The organism is Streptomyces sp. CBMA156 (assembly GCF_014596515.1).
In the GTDB taxonomy this organism is placed as follows: Bacteria; Actinomycetota; Actinomycetes; order Streptomycetales; family Streptomycetaceae; genus Kitasatospora.
This window is the reverse complement of sequence record NZ_MSJQ01000390.1, coordinates 1-9,018: the sequence shown is the minus strand read 5'-3', so window position 1 is coordinate 9,018 and position 9,018 is coordinate 1. Positions and strand designations below refer to the sequence as shown.

Sequence of the window (9,018 nt, the reverse complement as noted above, 5' to 3'; positions counted from 1 at the left end):
ATAGTGTTTCGGTGGTCATAGCGTGAGGGAAACGCCCGGTTACATTCCGAACCCGGAAGCTAAGCCTTACAGCGCCGATGGTACTGCAGGGGGGACCCTGTGGGAGAGTAGGACGCCGCCGAACAATTCTTCTGAAGAACCCCCATCCGGGAATCCCGGATGGGGGTTCTTTGCGTTTCCGGGGCGTTTTCGGGCCGGTCCGACACCTCCGGGTGCCTCCCGATCGACCCCCGCCGAGTGGCTGGTCCACCGTCAATATGCCGCTAAAACCGTCTGATCGGCGCACTGATCAGCGGAAAGTCCGGTTGCACGCCGTAGTCTCGAAGGTGATGGGAACAGGTGTCCGGGGTGTTGCCCGGGCCGGGCCGGATCAAGAATGGTGCTCATGGGACGAGGCAGGCTGCGCATCTACCTCGGGGCGGCCCCCGGGGTCGGCAAGACGTACGCCATGCTCGCCGAGGCGCACCGGCGGCAGGAGCGTGGCACGGACGTCGTGGTGGCGTTCGTGGAGGACCACGGCCGCCGGCGGACTTCGGACATGGTCGCCGGGCTGGAGCTGGTGCTGCGGCAGCAGGTGGTGCACCGGGGCGCCCGGTTCTCCGAGATGGACCTGGACGCCGTTCTCGCCCGCCGCCCGCAGGTGGTCCTGGTCGACGAGCTGGCGCACACCAATGTCCCGGGCTGCCGCAACGACAAGCGCTGGCAGGACGTCGAGGAGCTGCTGGCGGCCGGGATCGACGTGATCTCTACCGTCAACGTGCAGCACCTGGAGTCGCTCGGCGACGCCGTCGAGGGCATCACCGGGGTGCGCCAGCGCGAGACCGTCCCGGACGAGGTGGTCCGGCGGGCCGACCAGATCGAGCTGGTGGACATGTCCCCGCAGGCGCTGCGGCGACGGCTGGCGCACGGCAACGTGTACGCGCCGGAGAAGATCGACGCCGCCCTCGCCAACTACTTCCGCCCAGGCAACCTGACCGCGCTGCGCGAGCTGGCGTTGCTGTGGACCGCCGACCGGGTGGACGAATACCTCCAGAAGTACCGGGCAGAGCAGGGCATCGAGGGCACCTGGCAGGCCAGGGAGCGGATCGTGGTGGGCCTGACCGGCGGGCCCGAGGGGGCCACGCTGATCCGCCGGGCGGCCAGGATCGCGGCCCGGGTCTCCGGCGGTGAGCTGCTCGCCGTGCACATCTCCCGTTCGGACGGGCTGGTGGGCTCCGGCTCACCGCAGACGCTGATCGAGCAGCGCGTACTGGTGGAGAGCCTCGGCGGCTCCTTCCACGCAGTGCTGGGCGACGACCCGGCCGCCGGGCTGCTGGACTTCGCCCGGGGCGTGAACGCCACCCAGATCGTGCTGGGCACCAGCCGGCGGCCCGCCTGGCAGTACCTGTACGGGCCGGGCGTCGGCACCACGGTGACCCGGGAGGCCGGGGACATCGACATCCACATGGTCACCCACGAGCACGCCGGGCACGGCCGGCGCGGCAAGATACCCGTCCGCCGGATCACCGACCTCGGCCGCACCAGGACCGTCGCCGGCTGGCTGATCGGGCTGGTCGGCCCGCCGCTGATGGCGATCGTGCTGACCGCGATCGGCGGGCTGGGACTCTCCACCGACATGCTGCTGTTCCTGTCGCTGACGGTGTGCGCGGCGCTGGTCGGCGGGCTGCTGCCGGCGATCGGCTCGGCGCTGGTCGGCTCCTCGGTGCTGAACTTCTACTTCACCCCTCCGCTGCACACCTTCACCATCAACGAGCCGCAGAACATCATGGCGGTGGCGATATTCACCATCGTCGGCATCTCGGTGTCGTCGGTGGTGGACCTCGCGGCCCGGCGCACCCAGCAGGCGGCCCGCAGCCAGACCGAGGCGCAGACGCTCAGCGCGCTGGCCGGCACGGTGCTGCGCGGCGCGCCGAACGGCGACGGGGTGCTGACCGCGCTGATGGAGCAGGTCAGGGAGACCTTCGGGCAGGAGAGCGCCGCGCTGCTGGAGCGGCCCGATCCGCTCTCCGCCTGGGTGGCGGTGGCCGGCGCCGGGCCGCGCCCGCCGCAGCGGCCGGAGGAGGCCGACGTGGACGTCCCGGTCGGCGAGAGCCTGGCGCTGGTGCTGCGCGGCCGGGTGCTGCCCGGGGCGGACCGCCGTCTGCTCGGGGCGTTCGCCGCGCAGGCCGCCGTGGTGCTGGAGCGCCGCCGGCTGTCCCGGGAGGCCGCCGAGGCCCGCCGGGAGGCCGAGGGCAACCGGATCCGGACGGCCCTGCTGGCCGCGGTCTCGCACGACCTGCGCACCCCGCTGGCGGGGATCAAGGCCTCGGTGAGCTCGCTGCGTTCGGCCGACGTCGACTGGGACCCGGCGGACGAGGCCGAACTGCTGGCCGGCATCGAGGCCGGAGCCGACCGGCTGGACCACCTGATCAACAACCTGCTCGACATGAGCCGTCTCCAGACCGGTACCGTCACCCCGCTGATCCAGGAGACCGACCTGGACGAGGTGGTGCCCTACGCGCTCGGCGGGGTGCCGCCGGAGTCCGTCCGGCTGGAGGTGCCGGAGACGCTGCCGATGGTCCGGGCGGACGGCGGGCTGCTGGAGCGTTCACTGGCCAACCTGGTCGAGAACGCCGTCAAGTACAGCCCGGACGGCGTCAGGGTGCTGGTCAAGGCCGACGAGCTGCGGCAGCCGGGGGTCCCGTCCAGGGTCGAGCTGCGGATCGTGGACCGCGGTCCCGGCGTCCCCGAGGACGCCAAGGAGAAGATCTTCGCGCCGTTCCAGCGCTACGGAGACGCGCCGCGCGGCGCCGGGGTGGGCCTCGGACTCGCGGTGGCGCGCGGTTTCGTCGAGGCGATGGACGGTACCGTCACCGCCGAGGACACTCCGGGCGGCGGCCTGACCATGGTCGTCAGCCTGCCGGTGGTCGAACGGCCGCCCGACACGGGGGAGCCGGGCGGTGAGGGTGGCGATCCGCTCGCGGAGCTGATCACCTGAGAACCGGCGGCTCACCGGCCGGGCCCGTCACCCCTCCGGCGCCGCACGCGGCGGCGAACGCCGTGGAGCAGTCCCCCCCAGTCCGTAAGTCAGACAGCCCTGAAAGGCGGAGCCCGTAAATGACCCGGGTCCTCGTCGTGGACGACGAACCGCAGATCGTCCGCGCGCTGGTGATCAACCTCAAGGCCCGCAAGTACGAGGTGGACGCGGCCCATGACGGCGCGAGTGCCCTGGAGCTGGCCGCGGCCCGCCATCCGGACGTGGTCGTCCTCGACCTGGGCCTGCCCGACATGGACGGCGTCGAGGTGATCCGCGGCCTGCGCGGCTGGACCCGGGTGCCGATCATCGTGCTGTCGGCCCGGCACGCCTCGGACGAGAAGGTCGAGGCGCTGGACGCCGGTGCCGACGACTACGTCACCAAGCCGTTCGGCATGGACGAGCTGCTCGCCCGGATGCGGGCCGCGGTGCGGCGGGCCGAGCCGGTGGCCGGGGAGGCCGACTCGCTGGTCGTGACCGAGTCCTTCACCGTCGACCTGGCGGCCAAGAAAGTCAACCGGGACGGCGTCGACGTACGCCTCACTCCGACGGAGTGGCACCTGCTGGAGGTCCTGGTCCGCAACGCCGGGCGGCTGGTCAGCCAGACCCAGCTGCTCCAGGAGGTGTGGGGCCCGGCCTACCGCACCGAGACCAACTACCTGCGGGTCTACCTCGCCCAGCTGCGCCGGAAGCTGGAGCACGACCCCTCGCACCCGCGCCACTTCATCACCGAACCGGGCATGGGATACCGCTTCGAGAGCTGACCGCCGCTGCCCCTGGCGGCCGTACGACCTGCCGCCAGGGGGCCGGAACCCGGTACCCTTCCGGCATGAGTGGTGACAACAGCAGCGGCCAGCCGCAGGGGCGGTTCCGCCGCATGCTCAGCCGGCTGACCTCTTCGGCCGAGGAGCTGGACGCCGAGGAGCTGCGTCAGGAGAGCGCCGCGGAGTCCGGCTGCACACCGATCGCCGGCTGCGGGGACCGCGAGCTGGTCACCGTCGCGGGCACGCTGCGCACGGTGACGCTCCGCCCCAGGGCGGGGGTGCCCGCGCTGGAGGCCGAACTCTTCGACGGCACCGAGGCGTTGGACGTGGTCTGGCTCGGTCGTCGCTCGATCGCGGGGATAGAGCCCGGTCGACGGCTGGTCGCCAGCGGCCGGATCGGTCACGCACGCGGGCGCCGCGTGCTGTTCAACCCCCGCTACGAGCTGCGTCCGGTCGGACACGGGAGCGAATGAGCGTGAGCAACCACCCCGGCGGCGAGGCCGCCGCCCAGCTCGACCCCGCCGTCGACCCCGCCGACGCGGAGGCCGCCCGCAGGGCCGCCTCCAAGGAGGCCGCCGACACGGTGCTCCAGGCCTTCGGCGGCGTCCGCGGCATGATCGACATGACGCTGCCAGGCCTGGTCTTCATCGTCACCTACAACCTGACCCACCAGGTCAGCACCTCGGCCTGGGCCGCGCTCGGCCTGAGCGCCCTGCTCGTGGTGGCCCGGCTGGCGCGGCGGGAGACCATCCAGCACGCCTTCAGCGGGGTGTTCGGCGTCGCCCTCGGCGCCTGGATCTCGATGAAGAGCGGCAAGGCCGAGGACTTCTACCTGCCCGGCCTGCTCTGGAACGTCGGCTACTGCGTCGCCCTGGCGACCTCCGCCCTGGCGCGCTGGCCGATGATCGGGGTGATGCTCGGCCCGATCACCGGCGAGATGTTCACCTGGCGCAAGGAGAACCCGGGCCGCCTGGCCGCCTACACCAAGGCGACCTGGGCCTGGGTGGTGATCATGGGCGCCAAGCCGTTGATCCTCTTCCCGCTGTACTTCACCCACAACGTCAACCTGCTGGGCTGGCTGAAGGTCGCCCTCGGCATCCCGCCGCTGCTGCTGGCGATGTACGTCACCTGGCAGATCCTGCTGAAGGCGCCGCCGCCGATCAAGGCGCAACTGGACGACGAGAAGGAGCCGGCGAAGTAGCCGGCCCCCGCGGAACAGCAGAAGGGCCCGTACCCCGGTGAGGGGTACGGGCCCTTCTGTGGTCAACCGTCCTACTGGGCGCCCGAGGTGGCCGACAGCAGCTCCTCCAGCTCCTCCTCGCGCTCCTGCGCGGCGACGAAGAGCAGCTCGTCGCCGCCCTCCAGGGTGTCGTCCTTGCCCGGCACCAGCACCCGGCCCTCGCGGATGATGGTCACCAGCGCGGTGTCCTGCGGCCAGGCGACGTCGCCGACCCGGATGCCGACCAGTTCGGTGTCGGAGGCCAGGGTCAGCTCGACCAGGTTGGCGTTGCCCTGGCTGAAGCGCATCAGGCGGACCAGGTCGCCGACGCTGACGGCCTCCTCGACCAGCGCGGACATCAGACGCGGGGTGGACACGGCCACGTCCACGCCCCAGGACTCGTTGAAGAGCCACTCGTTCTTGGGGTTGTTCACCCGGGCGACCACCCGCGGCACCGCGTACTCGGTCTTGGCGAGCAGCGAGACGACCAGGTTGACCTTGTCGTCACCGGTCGCGGCGATCACCACGTGGCAGCGCTGGAGCGCGGCCTCGTCCAGCGAGGTGATCTCGCAGGCGTCGGCCAGCAGCCACTCCGCCATCGGGACCCGCTCCACCGAGATGGAGTTCGGGTTCTTGTCTATGAGCAGGACCTCGTGGCCGTTCTCCAGCAGCTCGCCCGCGATCGAGCGGCCCACGGCACCGGCCCCGGCAATGGCGACCCGCATCAGTGACCCTCCTCCTTCGGTCCCTGCGCGAACGCGGCCTCGACCGCCGTCAGGTCGGTCCGGCGCAGCATCACGTGCACCAGGTCGCCCTCCTGCACCACCATCTGCGGCGAGGGGAGCATCCCCTCGCCGAGCCGGGTGACGAACGCCACCCGGGCGCCGGAGGCCTCCTCCAGCTTGCTGATCCGGTGGCCGAGCCAGCGCGGGTCGTACGCGACCTCGGCGAGCTGCACGCCACCGCTCGGGTCCTGCCACAGCGGCTCGGCGCCGCTCGGCAGCAGCCGGCGCAGCATCTGGTCGGCGGTCCAGCGGACCGTGGCCACGGTGGGGATGCCCAGGCGCTGGTACACCTCGGCGCGACGGGGGTCGTAGATCCGGGCGGCGACGTTCTCGACGCCGAAGTTCTCCCGGGCCACCCGCGCGGCGATGATGTTGGAGTTGTCACCGCTGGAGACCGCGGCGAAGGCGCCCGCCTCCTCGATGCCCGCCTCGCGCAGGGTGTCCTGGTCGAAGCCGACGCCGGTCACCCGGCGCCCGTTGAACCCGGCGCCCAGCCGACGGAAAGCGGTCGGGTCCTGGTCGACCACGGCCACCGAGTGGCCCTGTTTCTCCAGAGCTCTGGCGAGGGCCGAGCCCACGCGGCCGCAGCCCATGATGACGATGTGCACCGGCGCTTACCTCACCCGTCCTGAAGGGGTCTTGACCTGCGCAAACACCGTTCATCTCCGTTTCCCGCCCGGTCGTCCGGGACGAGGGTCCTCGTGGGGGCGCCGACCCGGCAACGCTCGACAACCAGAGTGTTGCCCGCCGACTCGTATCCGACACGCTAGCCGGTCCACCGAACGCAGTCGCGACGAAGGGGGGGACAAACGGCGGAGCCCCGACCGGGAAGCCCCTACGATTCCTTAACGTGCCTATGCCGACTGACCTTCCGAAACGCATCCTGATCGGGCGCGCCCTACGCAGCGACAAGCTGGGCGAGACGCTGCTGCCCAAGCGGATCGCGCTGCCCGTGTTCGCCTCGGACGCGCTCTCCTCGGTCGCGTACGCCCCCGAGGAGATCCTGCTCACCCTCTCCATCGCGGGCGCCTCGGCGATCCACTTCTCCTGGCAGATCGGCCTCGTCGTGGCGGTCGTGATGCTCGCCGTGGTGGCCTCGTACCGGCAGAACGTGCACGCCTACCCCAGCGGTGGCGGCGACTACGAGGTCGCGACCGTCAACCACGGGCCGGCCGCCGGCCTGGTGGTCGCCAGCGCGCTGATGGTGGACTACGTGCTCACCGTGGCTGTGTCCACCACCTCGGGCGTCGCCAACGTCGTCTCCGCGGTGCCCGCGCTGCGCGGCCACGAACCGGTCCTGTCGGTGGTCGTGGTCGTGGTGCTGATGGGGATGAACCTGCGCGGCGTGCGCGAGTCCGGAAGCGCCTTCGCCGTGCCCACCTACGCCTTCATGGTCGGCGTGATCGGGATGGTCGGCTACGGGGTCTTCCGGCACTTCGCGCTCGGCCAGGACATGCCCGCCGAGAGCTCCGGGTTCCACCTCGCCGCGACTCCGGGCAACGACTCGCTGGCCGGCTTCGCGCTGGTCTTCCTGCTGCTGAGGTCCTTCTCCTCCGGCTGTGCCGCGCTCACCGGTGTGGAGGCGATCTCCAACGGCGTGCCGGCCTTCCGCAAGCCGAAGAGCAAGAACGCCGCCACCACGCTGCTGATGATGGCGAGCATCGCCGTCGTGATGTTCATGGGCATCATCTGGCTGGCCAGGCTGACCGGTGTCCAGATGGCCGAGAACCCGACCGAGCAGCTGGTCGGCACCTCGCCGGACTACCACCAGAAGACCGCGCTGGCGCAGATCAGCGAGGCCGTGTTCAACAACTTCACGCCCGGCTTCTACTTCGTCGCGGCCGTCACCGGTCTGATCCTGGTGCTCGCCGCCAACACCGCCTTCAACGGCTTCCCGGTGCTCGGCTCGATCCTCGCCCAGGACCGCTACCTGCCGCGCCAGCTGCACACCCGCGGCGACCGGCTGGCCTTCTCCAACGGCATCATCCTGCTGGCGATCGCCGCGATCCTGCTGATCCTCGCCTTCAACGCCGACCCGAACCGGCTGATCCAGCTCTACATCGTCGGCGTCTTCGTCGCCTTCAACATGAGCCAGTCCGGCATGATCCGGCACTGGACCCGGCTGCTGCGCACCGAGACCGACCCGGCCAAGCGCCGCCACATGCAGCGCAGCCGGGCGATCAACGCCTTCGGCCTGGTGATGACGATGGCCGTGCTGATCGTCGTCCTGGTCACCAAGATCAGCCACGCCTGGATCGCGATCGCCGCGATGGCCGTGCTGTTCGTGATGATGAAGGGCATCCGGCGCCACTACGACCGGGTCTCCGCGGAGCTCATCGCCGCCGAGGCGCCGGACGACGTGGTGCTGCCCACCCGGGTGCACGCCATCGTCCTGGTCTCCAAGCTGCACAAGCCGGCGCTGCGCGCGCTGGCCTACGCCCGGCTGGCCCGGGCGCACACGCTGGAGGCGGTCTCGGTCAACGTCGACCCGGAGGACACGGCGGCGCTGCGCCGGGAGTGGGACGAGCGCGGCATCGAGGTGCCGCTCAAGGTCCTGGACTCGCCGTACCGCGAGATCACCGGGCCGGTCCTGGACTACGTGAAGAACCTGCGGCGCAGCAGCCCGCGGGACGTGGTCTCGGTCTACATCCCGGAGTACGTGGTCGGCCACTGGTACGAGCACCTGCTGCACAACCAGAGCGCGCTGCGGCTCAAGGGGCGGCTGCTGTTCAAGCCCGGGGTGATGGTCACCTCGGTGCCGTGGCAGCTGGAGTCCTCGGAGCGGCGCAAGCCGCAGAAGGCCTGGTCGGCGCCGGGTGCCGTCCGGCGTGGCGAGCCCCGGGCGCCGAAGGCCGTAAAGTCGAAGGATTCCGACTTCACCGGTGGGAACACCGGTGACACCCCCGACCGCAGCAAGGACTCCTCCCAGTGACCCGCAACACTCCGCCCCGTTCCTCGGGCTCCTCCGGCAAGGGCGCCCGCCGGGGCGGCTCCCAGCCCGGGCAGGTCTCCCGGCCGCGCTGGGGCCGGCCGGCCCGTCCGGAGGCCACCGACCGCGACGGCCTCACCGCTCGCACCGCGCCGATCGTTCCGGGGGAGCGGGAGGACCGGGAGCCCGCCGGGCCCCCGGCCGGGAAGGGCAAGGGCGCGGGCAAGGCCGCCGGAAAGGCTGCCGGCAAGGCCCCGGGCAAGGCTGCGGGCAAGGACGCCGGCCGGGGCAAGGGCGCCGGCCAGGAC

7 protein-coding genes, 1 rRNA gene and 1 pseudogene are annotated in these 9,018 nt (G+C 71.3%); 7 read left to right on the top strand and 2 right to left on the bottom strand.

Going from position 1 to position 9,018, the window contains the following annotated elements; genetic code table 11:
- Positions 1-7: 7 nt before the first annotated feature.
- The 5 genes from rrf to BU198_RS34800 all read left to right on the top strand — a co-directional run bounded on the left by rrf (position 8) and on the right by BU198_RS34800 (position 4,978).
- Positions 8-124, top strand: a 5S ribosomal RNA gene (gene rrf, locus BU198_RS34820).
- A 261-nt stretch (positions 125-385) separates the two neighbouring features.
- Entirely contained in the window at positions 386-2,977 is a 2,592-nt protein-coding gene (locus tag BU198_RS34815; RefSeq protein WP_188300852.1) for a sensor histidine kinase, read from the top strand.
- Between the two features lie 119 nt (positions 2,978-3,096).
- Positions 3,097-3,777, top strand: coding sequence for a response regulator (locus tag BU198_RS34810; protein WP_188300851.1), 681 nt, complete (start codon positions 3,097-3,099; stop codon positions 3,775-3,777).
- A gap of 65 nt (positions 3,778-3,842) precedes the next feature.
- Positions 3,843-4,250 carry an OB-fold nucleic acid binding domain-containing protein gene (locus BU198_RS34805; protein ID WP_188300850.1) on the top strand — a complete coding sequence of 136 codons (408 nt, stop codon included), beginning with the start codon at positions 3,843-3,845 and terminating at the stop codon, positions 4,248-4,250.
- 2 nt (positions 4,251-4,252) lie between these two features.
- Entirely contained in the window at positions 4,253-4,978 is a 726-nt protein-coding gene (locus BU198_RS34800) for a DUF3159 domain-containing protein (RefSeq protein WP_317620460.1), read from the top strand.
- Between the two features lie 71 nt (positions 4,979-5,049).
- On the opposite strand, the gene BU198_RS34795 is transcribed toward BU198_RS34800, so the two are convergent.
- A complete protein-coding gene (locus BU198_RS34795) occupies positions 5,050-5,721 on the bottom strand; it encodes a potassium channel family protein (protein ID WP_188300848.1) in 672 nt (223 codons plus the stop codon).
- On the bottom strand, positions 5,721-6,389 hold the full coding sequence (locus BU198_RS34790; protein WP_188300847.1) for a potassium channel family protein: 669 nt from the start codon (positions 6,387-6,389) through the stop codon (positions 5,721-5,723). The genes BU198_RS34795 and BU198_RS34790 overlap by 1 nt, the downstream gene beginning before the upstream one ends.
- A 248-nt stretch (positions 6,390-6,637) precedes the next feature.
- On the opposite strand from BU198_RS34790, the gene BU198_RS34785 reads away from it, so the two are divergent.
- Both BU198_RS34785 and BU198_RS34780 read left to right on the top strand, forming a co-directional pair.
- Positions 6,638-8,713 carry an APC family permease gene (locus BU198_RS34785; RefSeq protein WP_223245356.1) on the top strand — a complete coding sequence of 692 codons (2,076 nt, stop codon included), beginning with the start codon at positions 6,638-6,640 and terminating at the stop codon, positions 8,711-8,713.
- A pseudogene (locus BU198_RS34780) lies at positions 8,710-9,018 on the top strand (hypothetical protein); the annotation flags it as partial. The gene BU198_RS34785 and the pseudogene BU198_RS34780, both read left to right, overlap by 4 nt.

Coding starts and splice junctions, on each gene's coding strand:
- BU198_RS34810 (WP_188300851.1), top strand. CDS start 3,097: ATGACCCGGGTCCTCGTCGTGGACGACGAACCGCAGATCGTCCGCGCG.
- BU198_RS34795 (WP_188300848.1), bottom strand. CDS start 5,721: ATGCGGGTCGCCATTGCCGGGGCCGGTGCCGTGGGCCGCTCGATCGCG.
- BU198_RS34815 (WP_188300852.1), top strand. CDS start 386: ATGGGACGAGGCAGGCTGCGCATCTACCTCGGGGCGGCCCCCGGGGTC.
- BU198_RS34785 (WP_223245356.1), top strand. CDS start 6,638: ATGCCGACTGACCTTCCGAAACGCATCCTGATCGGGCGCGCCCTACGC.
- BU198_RS34805 (WP_188300850.1), top strand. CDS start 3,843: ATGAGTGGTGACAACAGCAGCGGCCAGCCGCAGGGGCGGTTCCGCCGC.